Annotated in this window: 24 protein-coding genes and 1 pseudogene; 19 read left to right on the top strand and 6 right to left on the bottom strand. The window is 63.1% G+C overall.

Features of this window, described 5'->3' with window-relative positions; genetic code table 11:
* Positions 1-59 precede the first annotated feature (59 nt).
* The 3 genes from OO015_RS08745 (at position 60) to OO015_RS08735 (ending at position 2,337) form a co-directional block, all read left to right on the top strand.
* Complete coding sequence (locus OO015_RS08745) at positions 60-470, top strand: DUF420 domain-containing protein (RefSeq protein ID WP_265940847.1); 411 nt, start codon at positions 60-62, stop codon at positions 468-470.
* Between the two features lie 171 nt (positions 471-641).
* The gene (locus OO015_RS08740) at positions 642-1,610 is read left to right on the top strand and encodes an ABC transporter ATP-binding protein (RefSeq protein ID WP_265940846.1); all 969 of its coding nucleotides are present in this window, start codon (positions 642-644) and stop codon (positions 1,608-1,610) included.
* 4 nt (positions 1,611-1,614) lie between these two features.
* Positions 1,615-2,337, top strand: coding sequence for an ABC transporter permease (locus tag OO015_RS08735; protein WP_265940845.1), 723 nt, complete (start codon positions 1,615-1,617; stop codon positions 2,335-2,337).
* 14 nt (positions 2,338-2,351) lie between these two features.
* Here the strand turns inward: OO015_RS08735 and tsaA are convergent, their stop codons facing one another.
* From tsaA to OO015_RS08720, 3 genes are read right to left on the bottom strand one after another with little or no spacing between them, the layout of a single operon-like run.
* Entirely contained in the window at positions 2,352-3,167 is an 816-nt protein-coding gene (gene tsaA, locus OO015_RS08730) for a tRNA (N6-threonylcarbamoyladenosine(37)-N6)-methyltransferase TrmO (RefSeq protein WP_265940844.1), read from the bottom strand.
* A 21-nt stretch (positions 3,168-3,188) separates the two neighbouring features.
* Positions 3,189-4,643, bottom strand: a complete 1,455-nt coding sequence (locus OO015_RS08725; protein ID WP_265940843.1) for a molybdopterin-dependent oxidoreductase — start codon at positions 4,641-4,643, stop codon at positions 3,189-3,191.
* Complete coding sequence (locus OO015_RS08720) at positions 4,640-4,882, bottom strand: hypothetical protein (protein ID WP_265940842.1); 243 nt, start codon at positions 4,880-4,882, stop codon at positions 4,640-4,642. Before OO015_RS08720 ends, OO015_RS08725 begins: the two co-directional genes overlap by 4 nt.
* A gap of 199 nt (positions 4,883-5,081) precedes the next feature.
* On the opposite strand from OO015_RS08720, the gene OO015_RS08715 reads away from it, so the two are divergent.
* Both OO015_RS08715 and OO015_RS08710 read left to right on the top strand, forming a co-directional pair.
* Positions 5,082-5,555, top strand: a complete 474-nt coding sequence (locus tag OO015_RS08715) for a CpXC domain-containing protein (protein WP_265940841.1) — start codon at positions 5,082-5,084, stop codon at positions 5,553-5,555.
* Positions 5,555-5,947 carry a hypothetical protein gene (locus OO015_RS08710; RefSeq protein WP_265940840.1) on the top strand — a complete coding sequence of 131 codons (393 nt, stop codon included), beginning with the start codon at positions 5,555-5,557 and terminating at the stop codon, positions 5,945-5,947. The genes OO015_RS08715 and OO015_RS08710 overlap by 1 nt, the downstream gene beginning before the upstream one ends.
* Positions 5,948-5,956: 9 nt before the next feature.
* Here the strand turns inward: OO015_RS08710 and OO015_RS08705 are convergent, their stop codons facing one another.
* Positions 5,957-6,625: a 50S ribosomal protein L25 gene (locus tag OO015_RS08705; protein WP_265940839.1), complete on the bottom strand. Its 669-nt coding sequence runs from the start codon at positions 6,623-6,625 to the stop codon at positions 5,957-5,959.
* A 287-nt stretch (positions 6,626-6,912) separates the two neighbouring features.
* Between OO015_RS08705 and OO015_RS08700 the strand changes: the two are divergent.
* Positions 6,913-7,362, top strand: a pseudogene (locus tag OO015_RS08700) (MarR family transcriptional regulator); the annotation flags it as partial.
* Between the two features lie 155 nt (positions 7,363-7,517).
* Here OO015_RS08700 and OO015_RS08695 read toward each other — a convergent pair.
* Positions 7,518-8,732 carry an MFS transporter gene (locus OO015_RS08695; RefSeq protein ID WP_265940838.1) on the bottom strand — a complete coding sequence of 405 codons (1,215 nt, stop codon included), beginning with the start codon at positions 8,730-8,732 and terminating at the stop codon, positions 7,518-7,520.
* Positions 8,733-8,980: 248 nt separating this feature from the next.
* Here OO015_RS08695 and OO015_RS08690 point away from each other — a divergent pair, with 248 nt between their 5' ends.
* The 9 genes from OO015_RS08690 (at position 8,981) to OO015_RS08650 (ending at position 20,446) form a co-directional block, all read left to right on the top strand.
* Positions 8,981-9,556: a TetR/AcrR family transcriptional regulator gene (locus OO015_RS08690; protein WP_265940837.1), complete on the top strand. Its 576-nt coding sequence runs from the start codon at positions 8,981-8,983 to the stop codon at positions 9,554-9,556.
* Between the two features lie 392 nt (positions 9,557-9,948).
* Positions 9,949-10,938 (top strand): phytoene/squalene synthase family protein, encoded by a 990-nt coding sequence (locus OO015_RS08685; RefSeq protein ID WP_265940836.1) that lies wholly within the window; start codon positions 9,949-9,951, stop codon positions 10,936-10,938.
* Positions 10,902-11,732, top strand: coding sequence for an alpha/beta hydrolase (locus tag OO015_RS08680; RefSeq protein WP_265940835.1), 831 nt, complete (start codon positions 10,902-10,904; stop codon positions 11,730-11,732). The genes OO015_RS08685 and OO015_RS08680 overlap by 37 nt, the downstream gene beginning before the upstream one ends.
* An 11-nt stretch (positions 11,733-11,743) precedes the next feature.
* The gene (locus OO015_RS08675) at positions 11,744-12,883 is read left to right on the top strand and encodes a glycosyltransferase (RefSeq protein WP_265940834.1); all 1,140 of its coding nucleotides are present in this window, start codon (positions 11,744-11,746) and stop codon (positions 12,881-12,883) included.
* Entirely contained in the window at positions 12,876-14,456 is a 1,581-nt protein-coding gene (locus tag OO015_RS08670) for a carotenoid biosynthesis protein (RefSeq protein WP_265940833.1), read from the top strand. The genes OO015_RS08675 and OO015_RS08670 overlap by 8 nt, the downstream gene beginning before the upstream one ends.
* On the top strand, positions 14,457-16,007 hold the full coding sequence (crtI, locus tag OO015_RS08665) for a phytoene desaturase family protein (RefSeq protein WP_265940832.1): 1,551 nt from the start codon (positions 14,457-14,459) through the stop codon (positions 16,005-16,007). It begins immediately after the preceding gene.
* Complete coding sequence (ispH, locus tag OO015_RS08660; protein WP_265940831.1) at positions 15,997-16,977, top strand: 4-hydroxy-3-methylbut-2-enyl diphosphate reductase; 981 nt, start codon at positions 15,997-15,999, stop codon at positions 16,975-16,977. Before crtI ends, ispH begins: the two co-directional genes overlap by 11 nt.
* Positions 16,978-17,050: 73 nt before the next feature.
* A complete protein-coding gene (locus tag OO015_RS08655) occupies positions 17,051-20,005 on the top strand; it encodes an FAD-binding and (Fe-S)-binding domain-containing protein (protein ID WP_265940830.1) in 2,955 nt (984 codons plus the stop codon).
* 21 nt (positions 20,006-20,026) lie between these two features.
* Positions 20,027-20,446 carry a hypothetical protein gene (locus OO015_RS08650; protein WP_265940829.1) on the top strand — a complete coding sequence of 140 codons (420 nt, stop codon included), beginning with the start codon at positions 20,027-20,029 and terminating at the stop codon, positions 20,444-20,446.
* Between the two features lie 2 nt (positions 20,447-20,448).
* On the opposite strand, the gene dnaA is transcribed toward OO015_RS08650, so the two are convergent.
* Positions 20,449-21,843, bottom strand: a complete 1,395-nt coding sequence (dnaA, locus tag OO015_RS08645) for a chromosomal replication initiator protein DnaA (RefSeq protein ID WP_265940828.1) — start codon at positions 21,841-21,843, stop codon at positions 20,449-20,451.
* 310 nt (positions 21,844-22,153) lie between these two features.
* Between dnaA and OO015_RS08640 the strand changes: the two genes are divergently transcribed.
* The 4 genes from OO015_RS08640 (at position 22,154) to OO015_RS08625 (ending at position 26,315) form a co-directional block, all read left to right on the top strand.
* A complete protein-coding gene (locus tag OO015_RS08640; protein WP_265940827.1) occupies positions 22,154-22,609 on the top strand; it encodes a MarR family transcriptional regulator in 456 nt (151 codons plus the stop codon).
* Between the two features lie 23 nt (positions 22,610-22,632).
* A complete protein-coding gene (locus OO015_RS08635) occupies positions 22,633-24,255 on the top strand; it encodes an MDR family MFS transporter (protein ID WP_265940826.1) in 1,623 nt (540 codons plus the stop codon).
* 536 nt (positions 24,256-24,791) lie between these two features.
* Positions 24,792-25,334 carry an OsmC family protein gene (locus OO015_RS08630; protein WP_265940825.1) on the top strand — a complete coding sequence of 181 codons (543 nt, stop codon included), beginning with the start codon at positions 24,792-24,794 and terminating at the stop codon, positions 25,332-25,334.
* An 81-nt stretch (positions 25,335-25,415) separates the two neighbouring features.
* The gene (locus OO015_RS08625; protein ID WP_265940824.1) at positions 25,416-26,315 is read left to right on the top strand and encodes a sulfurtransferase; all 900 of its coding nucleotides are present in this window, start codon (positions 25,416-25,418) and stop codon (positions 26,313-26,315) included.
* Positions 26,316-26,422: the final 107 nt, after the last annotated feature.

Genomic DNA, 26,422 nt, shown 5'->3' with positions numbered 1-26,422 from the left:
CGGTATCCTTGCGCGTTGGACGACAGTCGTGCTCGTGCCGGAAGGTTGGCACCAGCATCATGGAACGATGGCTTCCGATCCTGAATACCGCCCTGATCGTGATCAGCGGTCTGAGCGTTCTCGTTGGCTACGTCGCAATCCGGAGGCACCGCATCGAGGTGCACCGAACCGCGATGCTCACCGGCACCGTGTTCGCCGCACTCTTCCTCGTCGTCTATGTCCTACGCTACTTCTTGCTCGGTACGAAGCTCTATACTGGGGAGGGATGGGTGCGCATCGTTTACCTGTTCATCCTGATCTCGCACACCATACTCGCCACTGCACTCGGACCACTGGTGCTCGTGACGCTCGCGCGCGCCCTACGACGACAGTTCAGTCGGCATCGCGCAATTGCCCGTATCACGCTGCCCATTTGGCTGTATGTTGCGGTGACTGGCTGGATCATCTATGCGATGCTCTATGGGTTGTGACGCGCGTTGCCGCTCGATTCCACGCGCTTTTGGCCGGTACCGATGTGCACCGCGGGTGCATCCGTCTGTCACACGTGGGCCCCTGTCCCTCTGCTTTCCCTGGCACCGGACCAGTCCCGCACCCGCTGGCGCCAGCTCGACCACCCCGCACAGCGTTCGTGAGGCGAGGCGATGACGATGACACACGCTCGAGTGCAATCCCCAACGCAGCCAGTCGCGCCGCCGGAGGATCGGGCAATCGAGGTCGAAGCACTCGTCAAGCGCTATAGCGGTCGCGTCGTCGTCGATCATTTGAACCTGACAATCTTTCGAGGCGAGCTGTTCGCCCTGCTCGGTCCGAACGGAGCCGGCAAAACGACGACGATCGAAATCCTCGAGGGTTACCGCAAGCCGGACGAGGGTTCTGTCCGCGTGCTCGGCCTCGATCCCTGGCAGGATGCCAGTCGCTTGAAACCGCGCATCGGCGTCATGCTGCAAAGTGGTGGCGTGTATCCGGCCGCGACCCCAGAGGAGGTCATGGAACTCTTCGCGACCTACTATCCGGATCCGGAAGATCCGGACGAATTGCTCCGTCTCGTCGGTTTGGAGGAAGTCGCTAGGACACGCTATCGCTACCTTTCAGGCGGCCAGCAGCGGCGACTCGCGCTCGCTCTGGCACTCATCGGGAAGCCCGAGTTACTGTTCCTCGACGAGCCGACGACCGGTATGGATCCCCAGGCACGCCGGCTCACCTGGTCTTTGCTCGAGGAACTGAAGCAGCGTGGTAAGACGATCGTCCTGACGACGCATTTTCTCGAGGAAGCCGAGCGCTTAGCCGATCGCGTCGGCATCATCGACCACGGCCGCCTCCTCGTGCTCGCGACACCGCACGAGTTGATGCGCCACGAGGCCGACCAGGTCACTCTGAGTGCTGCTCAAGCGATCGAACCGGCCGAACTCCGGCAATTGCCCAGTGTCCGTCAGGTCCAGGCACTCGGCAACGGACGCTACGCGCTCGAGACCGACAGCCCGATGGATACGCTCGTCGAAGTGACGAGCTGGGCTCGCGACCGCGGCATCCTGCTGCTCGAACTCCGCGTCGGTCACCAATCACTCGAAGAAGTGTTTCTCCACCTGACCGGCAACGGGTTACGGGAGTGACGGTATGCACGCGTTGCTGGCACAGGCACAGATGGAACTCCGACTCACGCTGCGCAGCGGAGAAGGGCTGCTCGTCACGCTGATCGTCCCACCGGCGCTGCTCGTCTTCTTCGCAGCACTCCATTTGGCACCGAGCGGATACACGCGTCCCATCGACTTTCTGCTCCCGAGCATGCTCGCCCTGGCAGTGATGTCGATCGGGCTGGTGAGCCTCGGGATCCGCACGGCGTACGAGCGCCACTACGGCGTACTCAAACGGCTTGGTGCAACCCCATTGGGACGCGGGCGCCTGATCGGTGCCAAGATCCTGTCCGTTCTCGCGGTCGAAGTGCTCCAGCTCCTCCTCCTGGGAGGTGCCGCCTTCCTCTTCGGATGGCGTCCCACTGGCGCTCTCGCCGTCGCACTGGTCACTCTACTCCTCGGCACAGCCGTTTTCGCCAGTCTCGGCCTCTTCATCGCTGGCACGTTCCGCGCCGAGACAACGCTCGGCCTGGCCAACGGCCTGTATGTCCTCTTCATCTTGCTCGGAGGCGTCGCCTGGCCGCTCGACCGGCTTCCCGGGCCGATCGCGCTCGTCGGGCTCGTCCTCCCCTCCAATGCGCTGGCGAGTGCGCTCCGGGCGTCGCTCTCACCGGAACCGAGCTGGCCCCTGCCCCAACTCGGCATGCTCGCTTTGTGGACCGCACTGATCCTGTTGGTCGCGCGACGGACCTTCCGCTGGGAGTGAAGGGAGAACGCGATTTAGGGTGTCACCACAACGAGGTGTTCGAGCGGCATCGTCCGCACCGTCGCGAGACCCATGTCGCTCGGCACCTTCGGTCGCACGCTGAGCTGCTGATTCTCCAAGCTGAAGCGCACGACCGACTCGCCGGTCACCGCCAGCCGCCCGTTCCCGAACGTGGCACCGGTGAGCGCCTGCAGTGCGTCAGCCAAGTGACGGAGTTCGTCGGCGAGACTGACAGTCACCATCAGACGATCGTCCTTGGGGCGTACGTTCCAGGATAGTGCGAGGTACTGCACGAGCCGTGCCGCCAGCGCGACCCAGACGCACTGCTCACCGTGAAAGTTGGCTGCTTCCATCTCGTATTCAGCGAGGCGCTCTGGACTGGCAAGATCGATGAGATATCGATCTCGCGAGCTCCGCGCCGCGAAGATGCAGTCCCAGCTCGGCGAGTACCGTTTGAGATCGATGACCGGTGTCCCATCCACGAAGTCGAGACGTGCCACCCGGAGCCGCCTTCCTTCGACGGAGAGTAAGCGCGTCGCGGTGAGCGCGATCGGATTCGGCCGGGCGACGGAACGGAGACCGAAGACACCGCGCCGACGTCGTGCTGGCTCGTACTCAGGACGGACCAGCTCGAGCCGGGCACGATCGGCATCGTGAAACCAGCCGAGCACCCAGATGTGCGTGTTCTCTTCGATACGAAGCAACCCCTCGGCGAACTCGGGGAAGACTTCGATTTCCGCTTCCACCCCTTCGGGCGGCATCATCCGCCGATCGGCGATCGGTGAATGGACGATGCCGATCGGGACGAGCTGGAACGCCGTTTGGGTCACCGCTTCTGCCTCCGTCCTCGCTCAGGCGCCTGCCCGGGCCTCCACCGTGATACGATGCCAGCCGGTCGCGCCGTCCGGTAGTGGGGGACGCTCATCCTCCACCTGCAGGTTGCCTTGTCCATCCCAGGCTCGCACGACGAGGCGGTACCGGCCAGGGGCCGGAGGCTGCCACCAGGTCCACCAACGGACCCACGAATAGGGCGACAGCGGTTGCTCCCGCTCCGCTTCCCGCCAACTCTCCCCGCCATCGGTCGAGAGCTCTATGCGCGCGATACCTCGATCACCAGCGAACGCGATGCCACCGATAAAGACTTCGCGACCGACTGGTACCGTCGCACCACCACGCGGCGTATCGATCCGAGAGTGAATCTGGACGATCGCCACATCGCTCCAGCCGCGCTGCTGCCAGAATCCACGATAGTCCGTCGGACTCAATTCGATACCGGTGATCCACTTCACATTCTTCATGCCATAGATCCCGGGAACGACCAGTCGCAGCGGGAAGCCATGCTCCCGCGGCAGCGGTTCCCCATTCAGCGCGTAGGCGAGCAAAACGCTCGGCTCCAGCGCGAGGGAGAACGGGATCGAATCGCTGTACCCGTCGGCTGCAGTGAACACGACATCGACCACCGGTTCGATCGGCCCTGCCTCGAGAAGGATGTCGCGTAACGGTATCCCGACCCATTCGCCATTACTGATGTATGGTCCCCAGACGTCGTTGCTGATGCATTCCAGTGTCACGATCTGCCGCGTCGCCGGGCGCTGCCGCAGGGCAGCCATATCGAGGACGAGTTGCCGCTGTACCTGCCCCCGGACTTCCAGGCGCCAGCTAGCCAGCGAGACGTCAGGATCGCCGAGATTCTTGGAAACGACGTAAAAATCACTGATCGGTGTGAGCGGTGGTGGCAACCCCCGCTCATCGACGGCGGCCGGTGGCTGCGAACGTGCGCGGAGTAGCCAGAGGGCACGGGCTGCGCCGACTGCACCGACTACCAGCCCGAGAGCAGCGAACCCTCGGACAAACTGTCGCCGTCCGACCTGCTCGCGTACAGCTCCCGGCTCGGTGACCGCGACGAGTCCGATCCCCAGCAGCATCGTATCCGCGAGGGAGACCGCGAGCAGGAATGCATGCGTTGCCGAAGCAAAGACCTGTAAGAGCCCAACAGCACCCGCGTAGACCACGACCACCGGTACGCGGCGCTGCGGGCTGCTCCCAGCCAAAACCACCACAGCACCGGTCGCGACCGCACCGACGAAGAGCAGGGCGAGGAGCGCGGCCACTTTCGTCCAGGCTTCCCCCGATCCGAGTGCCCAGTTCTGGACGCCCAGCGGCACAAGCCTCGTGAGCCCCTCGAGCAGTCGACCCACGATCCCGGGATGTCCGAACCCGAACTCGGCAAGGAGCGCCACGATGCCCCAGAGGAGACCGACAACCGCCCCCTGCAGGAACAACGAGACCGCTCGCCCCCTGCTCATGGTTGTATCCTCGCTTGCGCCCGTTCGATCACTGCCAACAACGCCTCGACGTCCAGCGTGTCGAGGCGCTGGCGCGCGATCTCTCCCTCGTCACGCTCAGCGACCACGTAGACGGTCCCCACGCGGAGTTGCAGTCCAGGATACGCTGGATGGACGAGGAAGGTGAGGGCGCCCGTCCTCCGGGCAACTCGGAACCCCGCTCGCTCCAGCTGGTCGATAACGAAATCCGGAGAAGTCACTAAGCTACCTCCTTCACTCAAGTGTAGCGGTTCAGTGCGTACGGGCCTCGGAACAGCCGGAAGCAACAGAATCGGAATAGGAGTAGGTCCACACCGTCATCAACGCTGCGGGGATGGATTCGAGCACGATACCGATCCCGCCTGCGGTACAATGCGGTGGGGCATCGCAGGTCGTGCATGGCTCACGAAGGATCGGCATATGTCGGACCACGACCAGGATGTTGTTACAGCACCTGATCTCCCGACGGAATTCAGTGAGATCGAAATGCGCTGTCCGCCTTGTAATGCCGTCTGGTCAGCACCCGTCGCCCGGCGAGTGAACGTCCGAACGCACCCAGACGCACGGCTGGGCATCCTCCTCAAGACGATGCATTGGACACGCTGTCCCGTCTGCAAGCAGCCGCGCGCAATCGATACGATTTTCGAATACTACGATCCGGACCAGCGGCTTCTCGTTCAAGTTCGACCGGAGTGGGAATATCATGCTGGCGGTGGCGAGGACTGGTACTGGGCACGCTACGAGGATCTCGTCCTGAAGTATCATGACGTCGATGTCCGTGTCGACGTCGTCTTCGGTCTCGATCAGCTTATCGAAAAATATCTCGGTGGCGAAGAAGCGGTACGAGAAGCGCGTGAACGCTGGGAAGCCCGTCGGAAAGCTGGGGAGGACTGATGACGCGTCCACTCCCGGTGCCAGTGTCCGAATTTCCCGACAAAACGAGGCAGGCTGTCGCGTCGCTCGGCCGAGCGCGTGACCTGGTGCAGCGGGCCGCGCCGCTCGCGCCTGTGGTTGGGGAACTGGTGCACCGGTTGGCGCGGCCTGAGCGCGTGCCGCGTCCACCCTCGACGGAGGGATTCGTCCTGGTCGAGGCGCTCAGCATCCGGCTCCTCGAGGACGCGGACGGTTCCCGTCTGTGGGAACTGGAGCACGTGAGTATGGAAAAGCCCCGGCGCCGCGGGCTTCCGGGGCGATGGCTACTCGGAGTCTCCTGCCTCAGCCTACTGGCCTGGGCAGTAACGCGATCAGTCCGTCTCGATCTCCTGTTCCAGCGGCCGGAGCGATAGGCTCACGCGTTAGGACTCGCGCAGCTCGCGCTCGTGCACCGGGGCAGCGCCCTGTTCTACTGCCCGCAAGCGATCGCCGGTCTCTTCAGCCAGAACATGCGCTGCTTCTTCGGCAGCCTCGACCTCTTCGGCCTCCTCCACCACCACGACCACCACATCCGGGTCCGTGTCGAGCTCGACTCCCGCGGGGAGCGGAATCTCACCAGCGTGAATCGCGGTGCGCTCCGGCGAGAGGAGACCGAGGTCGACTTCGATATGCTCCGGCACGGCAGTCGGCAAAGCCCGGATCGCCAGCTCCGGCGTCTGAACCGTCACCACACCGACCACGTCCGGTGACACCGACCCGACGGTGACGACCGGAACTGTCACCGTCACCGGTCGTGCCAGGTCCGGCGCGTAGAACTCGACGTTCAGGATTTCGCGCGTCACTGGATGGACGGCGACTTCCCGGATGAAGACGGGATACGTTGTGCCATCGACGACGAGATCGACCAGGCGAGCCAGGCCAGCCTGGTGATAGACCCGTTCAAAATCGCGCGTATCGAAAGCGATCGGCAGGGGTTCGGACACGACCGGCCCGGATATGACGCCCGGAGTCTTACCCTGACGTCGAACTCGCTTCACCTTCTTCCCGATGACTTCACGGCGCTCACAGGTGATTACAGGATGCTCTGCCATCGCTGCTCGCTCCGTCCCTCGATCGATGCGTCCCCCACGTCTCCACTTTCCAACTTCGCTAGCCTACACGACGGGAGCCAGAACGCCAAACCCATCGATGCCGCGACTGACGAGCCTGCCAGCGGTCCAACCGGTACCTTCTCCGCCCTGACAAGTTACACGACGCGATCCGGATGACTGAAGATCTGCAGGCACATCGGTACCGCGAATGCTCCTCTGCCACATGATTCGCCAATCCCCTAATGGACCACCGTTCGGATGCCGATCATTCGTGATCAGCACGGTGCATGCTCGGTCAGCGCTCGGTGAAGTGCAGCGGAGCGCAGTATCGGGACCATCTGGCCACCTCGTTCATGACTGATCGGCTAGGCTACCGCCGTTTCCGGCATCCGGCGGACGCGGTAGCTTTCCAAGACGAGAGGAAGCGAGCTGTGGAGTCGTCACCAGAACGGGCGAGTTCGTCGCAGCTACCAGCGACAGAGCTGCTGCTCCACGCCATCGCCGCCGCGCGGACAGTCGGGATCGTCTCCGGAGTGACGCAACTCACGGCAGGGGAGCGGGATCTCGCGGCACTGCATGTCCTCGTCATTCTCGGACCACAGCGAGCCAGCGATCTCGCCAATATGTTCCGCATTTCGCGCGCTGCTGCGACCCGACTGATCGATAGTCTCGAACACGCTGGCCTTGCCCACCGCGAGCCCGATCCGCGCGATCGTCGCGCTGTCCTCGTCAGTGCGACCCCTACCGGACGTCTCGTCGCCCTCGCTGAAATCGCACCCGCCGCTGTCCTCGCGCAGGCGATCGACGAACTGACCGATGCCGAACGCTCAGCGCTCGTCAATGGGCTCCAGGCACTGCTCGCACGGCTTAGTCAACGCTTACCGAGCGGTCGTCATGCAGCTGGAAGGGCCGACCGACATCGCTCGAGGAGCGGGAACGCGACACCGCAGAGCGCGACCGCTGCCCCGATCCAGAGAGGCCACCCGCTGTCCGCTCCAGCACGCTCGCTGAGCCAGCCAGCGACCAGCGATCCCCCGATCACACCGAGTGAGTACAAGGCATAAAAGACCCCGAAGGCGCGGCCTCGTTGTCCAGGTTCGGTACGGCGAGCGACTTCGGTCGTCAGAGCAGGGAAGAGGAATCCGAAGCCCAAACCGAAGAACGCTGCACCGCTGAGCACCGCGCGCTCGACGGTCGAGACGGCCGATCCCGTACCGGCGAGACCGAGTCCGATGGCGATCGAGAGCGAGCCGATAGCAGTTCCGAGCCGCCAGGCTCGCCGAATGAGACGGCTCGCGATCGGGCTCACCATCACTCCGGCTGCAACCAGTCCGTAGGTACTGAACGCCGCGCCACGAATCGAGGGAGCGATACCCAGGGCATGAAGCTGTTCGGGGAGTCCAGTCACGAAGGTGCCGAGTGCGAAGGCGAAGAGCAGAAGAGCACCGTACGGAACCGTCAGAGCACGAAGGGCCGTCAGTGCACTGGATGGTGACTGCGCGCGGCCACCACGAGCTGACTCGAGGCGCCGAAGCGATCGACCGGCGGCCAACACGAGCGAACCTGCCACAGCGAGGACGAGCGCGTCGAGAAGGAAGACCGTCGCGAATCCAGTTCGCTCCTGCACGATACCAGCGAGAGCAGGAGCGATGATCGCCGCGAGCGCGATGACTGCACCGTTCGCTCCCATCGCACGTGCACGGCGATCTCCCTGAGCCAGGTCACCCGACAACGCGAAGGTTCCCGGTGCGAGCGCTGCCACCGTCAATCCGTGGAGCAACCGGAGGCTGAGAAGCTGAGCTGGTGTCCGGGCGAGCGTGTAGGCAGCGACGACAGCGGCGGTGGTGAGAGCACCGGCGACGAGCAGTGGGAAGCGACCGAAGCGATCGAGCGCGATACCGGCTACGACGTTTCCCAGGAGATTGCTCACAGAATACGCAGCGACGATCGCTCCGACCAGCGCTGGAGAGGCACCGAGCGCGGAAGCATAGGGAGCGGCGATCGGATACTGGACGAACAGGTCGAAGAACGACGCGAAGAGCAGCAGGCGCAAGACCCAAAAGCTCCCAACCGGCACCTTTACCTGAACGTGCTGCATCACCTGCATCCCGTCGCCTCTCACCTACCCAAACTCGATCATACCTGATCACAGTGCAGTGAGCAGAAAGCGAATCAGCAACGGACACGTTTCGATTCGCTTTCGGCACATGATTGGCTGTCCATAACGACACGATTCTGCTCGATACCGGGGCAAGAGGCTCGGAACGGCCAGTTGACGACGCAGACAAGTTTTGCTATAGTGTGACTGGCCGTTCAGTAGAAGTGCGAATGAACCATCAGGAGGAGGCAACCGTGGTGAGCACGACGAGCGCTGCACGCGAGCGGGTTCAAGCAGCAGCGGAGCGATTGTTCGCGGAACGTGGCTACAAAGCGGTGACGCTCCGCGATATCGCGCAGGAACTCGGGATTCGCCAAGCGTCCCTGTACTACCATTTTCCAGGCGGGAAAGAGGAACTGTACGTCACGGTCACTGAGCGGAACCTGCGGGCCCATCGTGACGGTCTCGAGCAAGCGATTGCCAGCGCTGGGGCGTCGTTAGAGTCGAGCCTCCGGGCAATCCTGCAATGGCTCGCAGCTCATGCACCGGTCGATGTCGGCCGAATGCTGCTGGCAGACCTCCCAGCTATCTCGGAGGAACCGCGCAAGCGGCTCACCGAGCTGGTGACCGAGTGTCTGGTCCAGCCGATCGAACAGCTCCTGAAAGCAGCGCACGAGCGCGGAGAGGCACGGTCGGTTCAGCCGCGCTTCGCGGCCCTCGCGATTCTCTCGCTGGCCGAGGCATTGCATGCGCACGCGCGGCTAACCGGGAAGGAGGCGACCGAGCTCGTCGAGACAGCCCTTCCCATGCTGCTCGACGGACTCCGTGCCTAGAAGGCTGATCGCTCCGGGCGATCGATGAACGAGGGGGAGCGCCTCACGCGCTCCCTCTCGTTTTCTTACGCGCAACGATAGGCTGCAGTACGACCGTGTCAGCCGCCCCTCTCAAGCACTAGACACGCTGTGTCCTCCGTCGACGTCGTGTCCTCGCTGGGCCGTCGCCTGGCAGGTACGCTCCTGTCCGATCCCCATCGCGGTTCGCGTGGCTGTGCAGCGTCTCGCCTCGCGTTTCCACAGGATGCCCCGTCAGCGGAACCGAGACAGTTCGTACCCAATACAATCTGGACATCCAGGGGCTTCGCGACCGACTGGTGCCTTGATCGCGAAGTCGATCGTCACTATACTGCTCGTTGCAGGTGCAGAAGGTCGCGGTGCGGATCTGGTCAATGCCCGTCACTGAGCGAGAGTCGAGAAGTCCGTTAACTAATTTTAGCTCTTTCGCCGCGCAGACCGCTCCGCCCCGGAGCCAGGTTCCGAGCGAACAGATCCTCGCTCGGTACGGACGGAGTTTTTGGCTCGCTAGCCGCTTTCTTCCGGCCGACATCCGCCGTGATGTCACGACTATCTACGCCTTCTTCCGTTATCTCGATGATCTCGCCGATACCGATACCGTCGAGCAAGGTCTCGCCGCGCAAGTTCTCCAGCAATGGTACCAGTGGGTCGTCTCGGGTCTCGCGTCGAGCAGTCCGGAGCCGACACTCGCCAAGGCGGTCGCTGGTGTCTATCGACGGTACCATATCCCAACAGCTTATACGGCTGACCTCATTTCGGGCATACTCTCTGATATCACGCCTCGCCAGATTCGCACCCGCGATGAGCTCTACCGGTACTGCTACCAGGTCGGCGGGACCGTCGGCCTGACCTTGGCACCCGTGCTCGGTGTTCGGTGTGATACTGGACAAGCTGCCGCGAACGCACTCGGGATCGCGATGCAGCTCACCAACATCACGCGCGATCTCGGTGAGGACCTCCGCCGCCAGCGCTTGTATCTCCCGACCGAAGACCTGTCCCGCTACGGTATCGAGCTGAGGAGCCTCTATCATCTCGCTCAGACGTTCAGCCCACCGACCCCGCAGCTCCAGATGGTCGTTCGCCTGCAGATCACCCGTGCCCGACAAATCTACGAACGAGCACGGATCGGCTACCGCTGTCTCCCCGAGCGGGTACGCTTCGGCATCATCGCTGCAGCAGAGATCTATGCAGCCATCCTCCGTGCCATCGAACGGAATCGTTTCGACACCGTCCGTGTCCGGGCCATTGCCGGGTATGACGACAAGCTCTGTGCATTGCTCCGAGCGTGGCAGGCTCATCTCGACCTACGGCGTCAGGGGGACCAACCGTGTCGAACCTGTGGACGATTTTGCGCAACTCGCTGAATGGACCAGAGCATCATCCCATTCGTCTGACAGGCCGCTCCCCAGTCTTCGTACTCCTGCACGGCTTCATGGGCACACCGCGGGAATGGTTGCCGCTCGCCCAGCAACTCAACCACGCCGGTTTCGCAGTTCAGGCACCCCTGTTACCGGGTTTCGGACCGGATCTACCAGAACTACCGCGCGTTTCGCTTCGCACCTGGCTCGACAGCGTCCTCACCACCGTCCGAGACTGTTCCCCTGCTCCAGTCATCCTGGTCGGCTTTTCCTTCGGTGGTGCACTGGCGACCATCGCAGCCTCTATCGTTCCACCCAGCCAGCTCGTCCTCCTCGCCCCGTTCTCCCGCTTGCCGCTGCCCTTCTGGTATCGTGCCATCGTCCCGGTGCTCGCACGGTTCACAGCTGGACCGCGACCGTTCGCCCGCATCGACTTCGACGATCCAGCAGTGAGTCGAGCCTTCTCCGGCTGGAACGCTACCCTGGATCTTTCCGACCCGATCGTCCGCCAAGAACTTCGTGCGGTCCGCTTTCCGTGGTCACTGCTGCGGACTTTGGATGAGACAGCACGGCGAGCCAGAGCCGCTGCATGCCGCGTAACGTGCCCAGTCACGATCGTCCAAGGCCGGGCTGACCGGACGGTGCGTCCGCAAGACACGCGTCGCTTCGCGCAAGCGTTTCGAACGCTTGAGGTCTATATCGAAACGTCCGGGGATCACCAGCTGGTCGACCCCACCCACCCAGCGTTCCGTCTACTCGAGAGACTGCTCATGGATCGTGGTGAAGGGTCGAGCGAATGAGCATGCGTTGGATGAGACTTCTGATCCAAGGAGCTGTCGCCTTCGGGCACGGGCTCGCGATCGTTCGCTTGGTCGACTCCGCCATCGAGAGTCGGAGGGTCAGGCTGGAACTCGCCCAGGTGACGCCTCCGGAGCGATCCGGATCCGTCGCACTGCTCATTCCGGTCTACAACGAACAACAACGACTCGCACTGTGCTTGGAGGGGGCGATCCAGCAACCGCCTGACCTCGTCGGAACGATCGTCATCGTCGATACGGGCTCGACAGACTGGACAGAAAGGGTGGTTGCTGCGTATCGCGCGCGCGACACACGGGTTCGCTGGCTGGAGGCCGGTGCACCACCGATCGGCTGGAACGGGAAAGTATGGGGGCTGCAGCGAGCCTGCCAGGAGGTCGACGCCGATTGGTACCTCGTGCTCGATGCTGACGTGCGGCCAGATCCCGCACTCGCCGAGCGCCTCCTGGCTGCGGCGCGGAAACTCGAGGCCGACTGTGTGAGCGTGGCCTTGACCCAGACACTCATGCCGGATCCTCTGAGTTGGCTCCTCCACCCCGCATTCCTAGCGACGCTGGTCTACCGCTACGGTATCCCCGGACAGGTCTTTTCGCAGTCCCACCACGTGCTCGTCAATGGCCAAGCGCTTCTCCTGCATCGCGAGACTGTCCAGCAACTGGACGGCCTCCGTGCCGTGGCCCGCGCAGTCGCCGAAGATGTCGCGATCGGGCGCCGACTCGCTCGACTCGGTTACCGAGTCGCATTCCTCGAACTGCGCGACGCTTCGTTCGTGACCATGTACCGAGATGGCAAAGCACTCTGGCGGTCCTGGCCCCGTTCTCTCCCGGCAACCGACGAGCAGCCGAGGTGGCGGAGCGTACTCGACTTTCTCCTCCTGCTGACGACACAGGCTGCGTGGTTCCCGCTTCTCCTGTTTAGCTGGCGCCAGCGATCGTTTCGACTGCTCGCGACCCTCGCAACTGCCGTGCGGTTCGGGATGGCGCTCGGGATGCGGCGTGCCTATCGGCCCTTGCAGTGGTGGTACTGGCTCGCACCGTTGGCGGACTCGCTGGTCGTCGCCCGGCTCGTCCAACAGGCCCTCGTCGGTACGCCGACCTGGCGTGGACGCGTCATCGAGAGGAGGAAACATGCGTAGGCTGTCACTTGCCTGGCTGTTGTATGCAGCATATGTGCTGGCGCTGGCTTTCGGTGTCGGCGGGATCGCTATCGCGCTCGAGAATCCCGAGCTCTGGGCCGATCTCGAGCTTGGGCGAGCTGTCTATGCCTTTGGCATGAAGTGGGGCGGCACTGCCTATATCGTTCTCGGCGCTGCTGCCCTCTTCGTGTGGGCCTGGCACGCGATCGGCCCGCGCAAGACGCTCGGCTTCTTCCTCGTGACGGTCCCAACTTCGCTCGCGGCCGAGTTGATCGGGACGAGCACCGGCTGGCCATTCGGCAATTACAGCTACACGTCCGGACTCGGCTGGAAGATTCTCGACCGTGTGCCATTCACGATCCCGCTCTCCTGGTTCACGGTCGGTCTGAGTTCGTATCTGCTGGCAATCGCACTCCGCAGCCGATTGTTCCCTCGTCTTCCCTCCTGGAGCACTGTTCCGATCGGTGTCTGGCTACTCGTCGTCTGGGATCTCGTGCTCGACCCAGCGATGGCACACGAGTCGATGCAAGCGCGCTTTTGGGTCTGGCACCAGAGCGGTGCGTACTACGGGATGCCGGTGATCAACTTCCTCGGTTGGGCATTGACAGGGTTCGTCTTCATGAGTATCAGCCGATGGATCTGGCGCCAGGAGCCTGAGCACTTCTCCGCCACGTTCCCGTGGGCCATTTACAGTGCCAACGTTCTCTTCGCGAGTGCACTCTGCGCGGCAGTCGGTCTCTGGGGACCGATCGCTCTCGCGGCTCTCGGAGGGTTCCTCCCAGCGACGATCGCGCTGCGAGGTCGAATCGGCGAAAAGGGGTCGCTTCCCCGTGCTGAACGGCGAGCAGCCAGAAACGCTCTCGCGGAAGACATGGCTTGGCGGTTTCTCGCGACTCTGGCACGGCGTACGCTCCGGGACCGCCGGCTCAAGACTCACGGACTCGATCTCGTGCCAGCCCATGGTCCGGTCGTGCTGGCTCCGCAGCATATCCATCACCTCGACGATGGTCGGATCCTGTTAGCGACCGTCCCACGGCCGCTCCGTTTCTTGGTTGCCCTCGACTGGGTACCCAACCAGCGATGGCGGTGGCTCATGGAGTTCCTGTGCCGCCTCGCTGGCTGGCCGGTGATCGTCCGCCCATCGGAGCGTGATCGCCCAGGAATACAGTACGGCACCACGGAAGCGCAGCTCCTGCTGGTTCGCGGCTTGCGTGACGCGATCCATCGAGTATCCAGCGGACAACTCCTCGTCGTGTTTCCCGAGGGGTATCCCGTCATCGACCCGCACCTTCCTGGGCGCCGGGCGATGGTCGGCGGGATGAAACCAGGCGCGGTCTGGATCGCCCAACAAGCCGCCCGTCGTCTCGCCACCGCCGTTCCCGTCATTCCAGTTCGTCTGATTCTCGAGCCCAGTGACACCCAACTGGTTTTCGAACCACCCATCTGGGTCAACGCCGACTCGTCGACCGACTCGATCGCGAAACTGCTCGCCGATCGCCTCGGGTTACATACGGACCGAGCCGCGACCGACATACGCGAGCCAGCTGTGGGAATCGTCGGAAAGGATCGTTGAGTGACGCACGTACTCGTTATCGGTGCTGGTATCGGTGGACTCGCCACCGCTATCCGCCTTCTCCACCACGGATATCGTGTCACGGTCGTCGAGGCGCTCGATCGGCTCGGTGGCCGTGCCGGTGTCCTCGAGCTCGGGCCCTATCGTTTCGATACCGGACCGACGCTGATCACGCTTCCGTCATTGCTCGACGACCTCTGTCGGCTCGCAGGAACGACGCTGGATGACGAGTTGCGTCTCGTCCGACTCACACCGGCCTACCGTATCCTTTTCAGCGACGGTGCGTGCTTCGACTATTGGGGCGAAGCCGAACGTGACGAAGCTGAGGTCGCCCGTTTTTCCCCCGACGCGGTACTGGGATTTCGTCGGTTGCTGACGGCAACGCAACGGATCTACGAACGAGCCTTCGAGGACCTCGCTCGTGTCCCGTTCGATCGACTGACGACCTTCCTCCGCATTCTTCCGGAGTTGTTGGCTGTCCGCGCGCACGAGAGCGTCTATCGCTTCGTCGGACAGTTCCTGCGCGAACCTCATCTCCGGATGGTTTTCTCGTTCCACCCGCTCTTCATCGGTGGCAATCCGCTCCGAGCCAGTGCGATCTACAGCATCGTCCCTTACCTCGAACGGCGCGAAGGCGTCTTCTTCGCCATCGGCGGTATGGCTTCGGTCGTCGCGCTCCTCGGACAGCTGGTCCAGCGACTCGGTGGCACGATCCAACTCAACGCTCCGGTCGAGCGGCTTCTGACGAACGGACATGGACGAGTGACCGGCGTCGTGCTGGCCGATGGCACCGGGCTCGCGGCCGACGCTGTCGTCGCGAACAGTGATGTCGCCACCACGATCCTCGAATTGCTCCCGGCTGCCGAGCGACCGAGACTGTTGGCTGCCTGGCTCCGCCGGGCACGCTATTCGATGAGCTGTTATCTCCTCTATCTCGGGATCGATCGGCAATTCGAGCAACTGCGACACCATACGATCATCATGCCGCTCGACTACGAACAACAGTTACGAGAGCTGTTTGATGGAAACAGCACCCTCTCGGAACTAGCGTTCTACTTGCACGCGCCAGCTCGCACCGATCCGACCTTCGCACCGCCTGGACACGAGAGTCTCTACATTCTCGTGCCGGTTCCGCATCTCGGGAAAACCGGTCCATGGTCTGAGGACCAACAGCACCGCTTTCGCGAGCGTGTCCTCACGACACTCGAATACGTCCACGGCTTGGAAGGACTGGGTCGGGCCATACGGGTTGCACGTGAGTGGACGCCCATGCATTTCTGGAAAGTCCTGCGAAGTTTCAAGGGTGCGGCCTTCTCGCTGGAGCCGACACTCCTCCAGTCCGCGTTTTTCCGACCGCACAACCGAGCGGGCATTCCTGGCCTGTACTTCGTCGGCGCCGGCACGCACCCGGGTGCCGGCATCCCAGGAGTCCTCCTTTCCGCGGCAGTGACCACGGGCGTCCTCTGCGAGGATATCCCGCCGAGCAAGAGCGTGTCCGTGATGGTGAACGAGAGACCGAGAGCAATAGGGGGACGGATCGATGCAGAGTGAACAAGACATGACTCTCTCCGTAGCCAAAAAAGAGATTCTCGTCGCTGAGGTGCTCGGTTTCTGTTGGGGTGTTCGCCGAGCACTCGACATCGTGCGTGCCGCCGCCCGCGAGCAACCGGTCGCTGCGCTGGGTGACATCATCCACAATCCGATCGTCGTGCAGCAGCTGCAGCAGGAACGGATCGAACCGATCAGTGAGGTCGCGCAAGCACAGGCGCGTGGCTTTACCACGGTCGCGATTACCGCCCACGGCGCACCACCCCAGCATTACCAGGAAGCGGCTCGCCACGGACTCCAAGTGATCGACACCACATGCCCGCTGGTCACACGCGTCCAGCGCCTCGCCCAAAAGCTCGCGGTGCAAGGCTATTTTCTTGTCATCTTCGGTGACGCCCAGCACCCCGAAGTCCGCGGTGTGCTCGGTTGGGCCGGGACCGAGCGAGCCTGTGCGGCGAAGCACCTCAACGATCTGCCGTGGGACGCACCGCGTGGCGGGTCCAGCGGAAAACAACCGCCGAGAAAGGTTGCACTGCTCGCCCAGACCACGAAACGGACCGAGGAGTTCATCGCTTTCGCGCACCAGCTCGCGAGCTGGGTTCTCCCGCACGGCGGCGAATTACGGGTGGTCAATACGATCTGCCAACCGACCTGGGAACGGCAAGAAGCCCTCGCTCGTCTCGCGCGCGATGTCGACCTCGTCATCGTGGTCGGCGGCCGGAAGAGTTCCAACTCAGCCCGGCTCGTCGAGGTCAGTCGTGCTCTCGGCACACCGAGCGTCCTGGTCGAGCGTGCCGAGGAGATCGAGCCTGCGCTCGTTGCGTCGGTTCGTCGGGTTGGCGTGACCGCGGGTGCTTCGACCCCGGACGAGGTCATCCTCGCCGTGATCGCTCACCTCGTCGATCTCGGCTTCGCTCCACCGGAACGACTCTGGCGCGCCGACGATCCGGATCTCGAGTCCCTCGAGGACTGACGGGACCGGTCACCGAGTGCTAGACTGCACCGTGCGAAATCGAACTGGTCGAGCGTCGAGAGAGGATCGCACGGTGCCCACGACAGTCGCGACGAACGGCATCACTCGCCGTGACCAGCGAGAGAAGATCACTGCCCTCGAACAGGAACTGCGCTGGCGTCTGGATGGCGAAGTCCGCTTCGACCTCTACACTCGTATGCTCTACAGCACCGACGCGTCCAACTATCAGATCGAGCCGATCGGCGTCGTCATCCCGCGTACCTACGATGACGTCCGTTGGACGATGGAGCTGGCTCGGAAGTTCGAGGTACCGGTCTTGCCACGCGGCGGAGGCAGCAGTCTCGCCGGGCAAGCGGTCGGGCGAGCGATCGTCATCGACTTCTCGAAGTACTTGAACCAGGTGCTCGATATCGATCCGGCCGGACGACGGGTGCGTGTCCAGCCCGGCATCGTGCTCGCCCAGCTCAACGCCAAACTCCGGCGCTTGGGGCTCATGTTCGGGCCAGACCCCTCGAGTGCGGACCGCGCGACCATCGGCGGTGTCATCGGGAACAACGCCTCGGGATCGCACTCGATCCTGTACGGTATGACGGCAGACCATGTCCTCGAGGCTCACACGTTACTCCCCGATGGCAGCGAACTGACCTTTTCCCCACTGACCTGGGAAGAAGCGGAACGCCGCGCCAGTACAACGACCCGCGAAGGAGCACTCTATCGCGAGCTCCTCCGGCTCCGTTCACAGTACGGTGAGGCGATCGCTCGCGATTTCCCCAAGCACTGGCGCCGGGCCAGTGGCTATGGTCTGCCGGTCCTCCTCGAGCCGCAGCTCAACGTGGCACGCCTGCTCGCCAGTTCCGAGGGTACCCTCGCGGTCGGCCTCGAGTACACGCTGAACCTCGTTCCTGTGCCGCGACTGACCGGGCTCGTGCTCGTCCAGTTCGATGACCTCGTCACAGCGATGGAGGCCACGCCGGCCTTCCTCGAGACGGGCCCCTCAGCAATCGAGTTGATGGACGGTCTGCTCATCCGGCTCACCCGCGAGCAACCAGGATACGCACACCGCATCGCTTTCCTCCGGGGCAACCCGGAAGCCCTCCTCATGGTCGAGTACTACGCTGAGACCGAAACCGAGCTCCAGCACAAGCTCCAAGCGTTGGTCCAGCTCGTCGAGCAGCGCAAGCTCGGACGGGACCCCATCGCCATCAGCGATCGGCAGCGCCAGGCTGACGTCTGGGCAGTGCGCAAAGCCGGACTCGGCCTGCTCTACAGTATCCGGGGCGACTACAAGCCGATCGCGTGTATCGAGGACGTCTCGGTTCCGGTCGAGCACCTGGCCGAGTATGTCCGCGAGATCCTTCGTCTCGTCGCGGAACACGGTACGAAGGCGGCCTTCTACGCCCACGCTAGCGCCGGCTGCCTCCATGTCCGTCCACTCGTCAACCTGAAGACAGCCGACGGCGTGCGCACGATGCGAGCGCTCACGGAAGGATCGCTCCAGCTGGCCAAGCGGTTCGGCGGTGTCTTGAGCGGCGAGCACGGCGACGGCCTCGCCCGTGGTGAACTCAATCCGCTACTCTTCGGACCGACGCTCTACCAGTGCATGCGGGAACTGAAAGCGGCGTTCGACCCGCTCAACTTGCTCAACCCCGGCAAGATCGTCGACTGTCCACCCCTCGACCAGAACCTCCGGTACGGGCCGGATTATCGACCGATCGAGCCGAAGACGTTCTTCCGCTTCGAACAGGACGGCGGCTTTCTCCGCGCGATCGAGATGTGCAACGGTGCTGGCGTCTGTCGGAAGATCGGCAGCGGAACGATGTGCCCTTCGTACATGGCGACTCGCGACGAACGCGATACGACGCGGGCACGGGCCAATGCCTTGCGGAACGCGCTGGCTGGCCGCATCCTCGAGCCGCGCCACTTCACTGACCCGCGCACCTACGAGGTGCTGGATCTCTGCCTCGCCTGTAAGGCCTGCAAGACCGAGTGCCCGTCGAGCGTCGACATGGCGCGGATCAAGTCGGAGTTCCTCGCGCAGTATTACGCCGCGCACGGGACTCCGCTGCGTGCTCGCGCCTTCGGGCACATCCATCTGCTCAACCGGATCGGCTCGCGCACCGCACCGTTCAGCAACTTGCTGCTTCGCAGCCCGCTCAGTGCTGTCGGTAAGCGCGTGCTCGGTGTGCACCCAGCACGATCCCTGCCGGCGTTCGCGCGCGTACCGTTCGACCGCTGGTTCCGCGAGCGCCATGTGCCGCAGACCGATGGAATCCGCGGGCCAGTGATCTACTACCAAGACACATTCGCCACGTACAACTACCCGGAGATCGGTCGTGCCACCGTCGCTCTGCTCGAGGCAGCCGGCTATCAGGTGCTCGTTCTCGAACGCCGACGTTGTTGTGGTCGACCGATGATCTCCAAGGGGCTCCTGCGAGAGGCTCAGCGGCTGGCCCGAGAAAACGTCGCATTGCTCGCCCCGTTCGCGCGCGCGGGCATTCCCATCGTCGGAACCGAGCCGAGCTGCATCCTGACTTTCCGGGACGAATACCCGGATCTCCTCCCGAAGAGCGAGGATGTCGAGATCGTCGCCCAGCAGAGCTTCCTGCTCGACGAGTTCTTGGTCCGCGCGATGCAGCAGGACAACCTCTCCCTGCCCTGGAAACGAGACCGTGGACCGCGCGTCCTCTTCCACGGGCACTGCCATCAAAAAGCGCTCGTCGGGACCAAGCACGCATTGACGCTTCTCCAGGCAGCGGGTTGCGAGGCCGAGGAGAGTGGCGCGGGCTGCTGCGGAATGGCCGGCTCTTTTGGCTACGAGGCCGAGCATTATGCGATCTCGGAGAAGATCGGTGCCGACCGACTCTTCCCGAAGGTGCTCGAGCAACCGGCGGAGACGATCGTCGCGGTCATGGGCGTCTCGTGTCGCGAGCAGATCGCGCACTTCACGGGACGCCGACCGCTCCATCTCGCCGAAGTACTGGCCCATCGCCTCGAGAACGCGCAGCATGCTAGCATCGTTGCCGACTGAGGCTCGCTGTGAGGGCTCACGGTGGCATCACCGAACCGACGGCCTCGTTGGGAGGACACGCTCGGGACGATCCTCGCGACGGTCCGTTGTCAGCCCGATCGTCCCCCACCACCGCCCGATCGCCGGATCGCCGAGGAACTCGAGATCCTTCTGGGTGCCCGCAGAGAGCTGGGATCGGAGTACGATCCTGAACTCGTCGACGCCTTCCTCGTGCAGATCCAAGCAGCGATCGAAGAGCGTATCGACACCCTCTGGCACGAGCGCGAACGCCGACGCCGTCGGGCTGCCTTCGGAAAGGGACTCACGCTCCTTCTCGTCCTGATAGCAGCGATCCGGCTGACCCTCGTCGCTGGTTTCACTGCCGGCGCGACCGGCATCGCGGTCGTCTGGGTGGGGCTCGTCGTTCTCGTTCTCGCAGCAGGGTTCGCGTACCGCGTCTGACCTCACGCACCGATCGGTGCTGCACTGTCCTGGTACAGTCGTGCCCGGAGCGCCAGGAGGTCACCACGAAGCTGTTCGTCCTGGCGCAGTTGTTGTTCGATTTTCTCGATGCCGTGCAGGACCGTCGTGTGGTCTCGGCCACCCAGCCGCTGGCCGATCTCGACCAGCGACAAGCCGAGCTCGTCTCGCAGGAGATACATGGCCACCTGCCGAGGCACGACGATTTCCCGGCGGCGTCCCGGTCCCACCAGTTCGGCGAGCGAGACCCGGTAGTAGTTGCACACCGACTGGAGCACCAGCTCGGGCGTGAGCTGCTCGCGCCGCCCGCGCGCGTCGCCGTCGCTCAGCGCCTCGACGGCGAGCTGCAAGGTAATAGGCTGATGCAACAGTTGCGACAACGCCACGATCCGATTGAGTGCGCCTTCGAGCTCGCGAATATTGCTCTCGACGCGGCGTGCCACGAACTCCACTACATCGTCCGGAATCCGAATGCCGAGTTCGCGTCCCTTTTCGATGAGAATGGCCTGTCGTGTCTCGAGATCCGGTGGCTGGATGTCGGCAAGCAATCCTCCCTCGAAGCGGGAGCGCAAGCGATCAGCGAGATCCGGAATGAGCCGTGGCGGGCGGTCGCTCGAAATGACGATCTGTTTGCCAGCCTGATAGAGCGCGTTGAACGTGTGGAAGAACTCTTCCTGAGTACTCTCCTTGCCAGCGATGAACTGGATGTCGTCGATCATCAGGATATCGATCGTGCGATATCGATTGCGGAACTCGTCCGTCCGCTGATGACGGATAGCATTGATGAGTTCGTTCGTGAAGACTTCTGACGAGACGTAACACACACGGAGCGTCGGGCGGTTTGCCAGTGCGCGGTGACCGATCGCATGGAGAAGGTGCGTTTTTCCGAGACCGACCCCCCCGTAGATGAACAATGGGTTGAACTTTTCACCGGGTCGGTCGGCGACCGCCAGTGCAGCAGCATGGGCGAGGCGATTGTTCGGGCCCACTACGAACTTCTCGAACGTGTACCGCGGATTCAAGCCATGATCAGGAGAGGGAGCCAAAGCGAGTTGCTTCGTTTGCGGTTCGGCACCATCAGCCGCCACCACACGGCGCTGGCTCTTGCGAGAGCTGGGCAGCACCTCTCCTTCTGCGCCGAGCACGGTGAATTGCACCGTGACCGGTCGACCGAGCAGGAGCGATAACGTCTCCTGGATATCCGCAGCGAATTTGCTGCGGAGCTGCTCAGCGGCGAAGCTCGATGCCGCAGCGATGGTCGCACAGTCGTCCTCGAAGGCGACGAGCTGGGTGTGCTTGAGCCACGTCTCGAAGTTCGCCCGCGACACGCGCTTCGCTAGGTCTCCCAGGGCCACTTGCCACAGCTGCTTCGGTCGCATGCCTGTCCCCCACGGGCGTGTACGTACACACGTACCTGGATCGTAGCATGGGTGCACTCTGCTGACAACCAGTGCCTCCGAGGCACGAGCGAAGACGCCGAGCCGGGCGCGTGCCCGGCTCGAACGCGGGAAGGGGAGGGGTGGAGCGGTGTGTGCGGATATGACCATCGACACCGGAGCCACCACCATTATACGTCAAGCTACCGCCAGGAGATCGGGCGATCGAACCAGTCGAATTCCTCAAATAGTTTGACGCCGTCGAATCAGTGACGTAGACTTCGCTGCTGTGTGTGCAGGACGGGAGGAAAGAATGCATGACCGCGATCAGCTGATCGAGATGATCATTGAGGGAATGCGCGACATCGTCGCCTATCTCCATCGGCGCAGCCCGCCACCGTTCGATGCGCTCGACCTCACGATGGCGCAGCTCAAGGTGCTGTTCGCTGTCAGCTGTGGCGGTTCGCTCACGATCAGCGAGATCGCTGAGCGACTTGGCATTAGCCTGCCGACGGCCAGCCACCTCGTCGACCGTGTCGTGCAACTTGGGTTGGCCGCACGCCGGGAAGACGAACGCGATCGCCGGCGAACGCTCGTCGAGATCACCGAGCGCGGGGACGCGCTCTTGCGGCAGGTTCGCCAAGGCAACGAACAGCCGTGGCGAGAGCTCCTCGCCGAGCTTGCCGCAGATGACCTCGCAGCCTTGCTCCGCGGTGTCCAAGCGCTCACGACGGTCGTCCGACAAGCACGCACGGGTAGTCAGGTCTGAAGCAGGAAAGGACCGAATGATCTATGGAAACGCAGACGATTGCCCCTTCGGTGGAACGCGCGCATGCCCCGGAACGACACCGCCTCGTGCTCATCCTCCCCGGCCTACTCCTGGGCATGCTCCTGGCTGCGCTCGACCAGACGATCGTCGGCACAGCCATGCCGCGCGTCATCGCCGAACTACGAGGCCTCGAGCACTATGCGTGGGTCTTCACTGCCTACATGCTGACATCGACCGTCACCGTCCCACTCTACGGCAAGCTTTCCGACATCTACGGACGGAGAACCTTCTTCCTGTTCGGTATGGTCGTGTTTCTCCTCGGCTCTGCTCTTTCCGGGATGTCGCAGAGCATGACGCAGTTGATCCTGTTCCGAGCCCTCCAGGGCCTGGGTGGCGGCGCTCTCTTCCCCATCGCAATCGCAATCGTCGGTGATCTGTTCCCACCGGCGGAGCGCGGGAAGTGGCAGGGGCTCTTCGCAGCCGTCTTCGGGTTCAGTGCCATCATCGGGCCGAGCCTCGGCGGCTGGATCACGGACCACTGGGGCTGGCGTTGGGTCTTCTACGTGAACATGCCGATCGGCCTGCTCGCGTTGCTCACGACCGGTCTCACGATGCCCAAGCTGGCGAGTGGACGCCAGCATCGTATCGACTACCTCGGTGCGGCGTTGCTTGTCGCTGGCGTGACGCCGATGCTGCTCGCCTTCTCGTGGGCCGGCACCGAGTATCCCTGGAGATCAGTGCGCATCATCGGGTTGTTTGTCGTGAGCGTTCTGTTCCTCGTCCTCTTCACCGTCGCGGAACTCCGAGCGACGGAACCGATCCTGGACTTGCGCCTCTTCAAAAATCGTATTTTCACGCCGACGCTGTTGGCTGCATTCCTCATCGCGATCGGGATGTTCGGAACCATCCTCTACTTGCCACTGTTCGTCCAGGCAGTGCTCGGTCGTACTGCGACCAATTCCGGCGCCGTGCTGACCCCGATGATGCTTGCCTTTGTTTTCTCGAGCGTCGTCGGCGGACAGATCCTTTCCCGCACAGGACGCTACAAGGTCCTCGCGATCGCCACCGTCGCAGTCGCCACACTCGGTATGTTTCTCTTGTCTCGCATGGATGTGAGGACGACCAACGCCACCGTCGTTCGCAATATGATCGTCCTGGGCCTCGGGATCGGGACCACGATGAGCCTGTTCACGATCGTGATGCAGAACGCGTTCCCCCCCGAGCGACTCGGTGAAGTGACCTCTGCCCTGACCTTCTTTCGCTCGATCGGTGGCACCGTCGGCGCTGCCATTCTCGGCACGGTGATGACGAACCGCTTTCAGAGCGAACTCGGTGGACGTATTCCGAACGAGATCCGCGCACTCGTCCCTCCTGAACGTCTGGCTGCCCTCGAAAATCCACAAGTCTTCATGAGTCCGGAGGCAATGCAACAGATGCGCCAGCAAGCTGCGGCTTTCGGCCCGCAGGGTCAGCAACTGCTCGATCTCGTGCTCAGCGCCGTCCGAATGGCGCTGGCGACGGCTCTCGACCATGTCTTCTTAACCGGCACGATCATTTTGGCGTTCGCTCTGCTTTGTACGATGTTGATTCCAGAGGTACCACTCCGTCGTTCGAATGCTCGGCCACCAGCAGCGCTCAGCCATTGAGGCATCGAAAGGAACTTCGATCGGGGAGCGAACCGATCGGAACGGGTTCGCTCCCCTCTCGTTGCTCTGCGTGCGAACTGACCGGGGGAGCGCTGTGCTGCCGAAACGACCTCCTGCACGATCGGCCCGAAAACGCTTCGGCTGCCCAATCGATAGCTCGTCCTGTCCGAGTCGCCTGCCCGATAACGCTCGCGCACTTGTCCAGTCTTGACTCGTCAGACGAGGCAGGAGTAAACTGTGGATCCGTGAGTCGGTTCGCTCGGGGAGCTGCCGCGTGGCTCGGATCGTGATGACACGTTCAGCTCAACGACTCGCTCGTCAACGACTCCAACCGTTGCGTGTTCCCCCGTGCCCCTCGATGATCGGGGTGTACTCCTTCTGGCCTCGGATCTGCGACTGTAGCCCTCGCTGACCTCCTCGTTCCGCTGAGCGAGCGGTAACGAACGATCCTCTGAGATTCCAACCGGCTACCGGCCTGCGCGTTGGAGATGTCCTGTGCGCGTTTGCTGGTGCTTGATATTGGGAGGACGAGCCGTATGGCAGTGCATATCCAGGCAACAGCCGTCAAGGAAGCGCTCAGCAACCTCGCAGCTGCGATCCGCGCGAACCCCAGCCTCGCGACCGGAACCACCGGTGTCCGTGTGCGCTGGTCCGGCGGAACGCAGGCGATCGGGCACGTCCGTTCGTTCGAGCCGCTGATCATCGACGAACCACCGGCCTTCGGTGGGACCGACCGTGGGCCGAACCCGGCTGAACTCCTGCTCGTCGCACTTGGCTCCTGCCAGGCACTCACCCTCGCGATCCTGGCGGAGCAACTCGGGCTCCGGATCGACGATATGGAGGTCGAGGTGTTTGCAGACCTCGATTTGCGTGGCTTTCTCGGGATCGATTCAGGAATCCGTCCAGGTTTCCAGCGCATCGAGATCGCTGTGCACATCACGAGCCCAGAACCCGAGGAGCGGCTCCGGGATCTCCTGGCGCGCGCCGAGCGCTTCTGCCCGGTGTCCGATGTCCTCCGCAGCCCGGTGCCGATCGACATGACTCTCGAGGTGAGTCCACCAGAAGGCACCCGCTCATGAGACTTGACAACCGGATTTTGGCGTAGTAACGTGAAATTGTCTCGCGGTGGAAGAAGTTGAGACCACGCGCGGAGGTGGAGCATGGCGACGATCGAGATCGATCCCCGTATCGCTGCACGCGGTTATGCGCATCCGGAATCGCTGGTGACGACCGAGTGGGTCGCCGAGCACCTGAACGACCCGAATATCCGCATCGTCGAGTCGGACGAGGATGTCTTGCTGTACGAACTCGGGCACATCCCGGGAGCGGTAAAGATCGACTGGCACACGGACCTCCAGGATCCAGTCGTCCGGGACTTCATCGGTCCTGAGCAGTTCGCAGAACTCTGCTCGCGGCTCGGTATCACCCCGGAGACACGAGTTGTCTTCTACGGTGACAAGAACAACTGGTGGGCCGCGTATGCCTTCTGGTTCTTCCGATACATGGGACATGGCCCGCTCTCCATCATGGACGGTGGCCGCAAGAAGTGGGAAGCTGAGGGGCGCCCACTGACCCGCGAAGTACCGACCTACCCGCGTACGAACTATCCGGTTCCGAAGCCGAATCCGGAACTGCGCGCCCTCCGCGACGAGGTTCTCGCCTTCATCGGCTATCGCGATCGGCAGAAGGTGGCCGAGCCGCGTGGTGCCCTGGTCGACGTCCGCAGCCCGGGCGAATACCGGGGTGAGCTTTTGCATATGCCCGATTACCCACAGGAAGGTGCGCTCCGTGGTGGTCACATCCCGGGTGCTGCCAACATCCCATGGGCCCAGGCCGTCAATGAAGACGGGACCTTCAAGTCGCCCGAGGAGTTGCGTCAGCTCTATGAGAACCAGGGCGTGACACCCGATAAGGAAGTCATCGTCTACTGCCGCATCGGCGAGCGCTCGTCGCACACCTGGTTCGTCCTTCACGAACTGCTCGGCTACCCGAAGGTACGGAACTACGACGGCTCCTGGACGGAGTGGGGGAACGTGGTCGGGTTACCGATCGAGCGTTGATCGACGAGGGAGCAGCGAGCGTACTCGCTGCTCCCTCGTTGGGGAGACGCCACAATGTCAGCCACGTTCAAGCACATTTCGACTACCTTCCCTGACCGGGAGTGGAC

This window comes from Thermomicrobium sp. 4228-Ro (assembly GCF_026241205.1).
GTDB lineage: Bacteria > Chloroflexota > Chloroflexia > Thermomicrobiales > Thermomicrobiaceae > Thermomicrobium.
This window is presented reverse-complemented; position numbering and strand designations above follow the sequence as displayed.